At 67.1% G+C, this 441-nt stretch carries 1 pseudogene; it reads left to right on the forward strand.

From position 1 onward, the window contains the following. Nucleotides 1-441: pseudogene (locus K7862_RS37120) on the forward strand (hypothetical protein); the annotation flags it as partial.

Raw genomic sequence — 441 nt, forward strand, 5'->3', positions numbered from 1 at the left:
GGCGGCTGCACCGCGAGCCAGCTCCTGGTCAACCCCGGCTTCGAGTCCGGCAACACCGGCTGGACCACCAGCAGCGGCGTCATCGACAACAGCACCGGCGCCCCCGCCCACTCCGGCTCCTACAAGGCCTGGCTCGACGGCTACGGCACCACCCACACCGACACCCTGTCCCAGTCGGTGACCATCCCCGCCACCTGCACCAGCGCCAACCTCACCTTCTACCTCTACATCTCCACCCAGGAGACCTCCACCACCACCGCCTACGACAAGCTCACCCTGGCCGCCGGCACCACCACCCTGGCCACCTACTCCAACCTCAACCACTCCACCGGCTACGTCCAGAAGACGGTCAGCCTCTCCCCCTACATCGGCAAGACCGTCACCCTGAAGTTCACCGGCACCGAGGACGCCAGCCTCGCCACCTCGTTCCTCATCGACGAC

The sequence above is a fragment of the Actinacidiphila acidipaludis genome (assembly GCF_019890725.1).
Lineage (GTDB): Bacteria > Actinomycetota > Actinomycetes > Streptomycetales > Streptomycetaceae > Actinacidiphila > Actinacidiphila acidipaludis.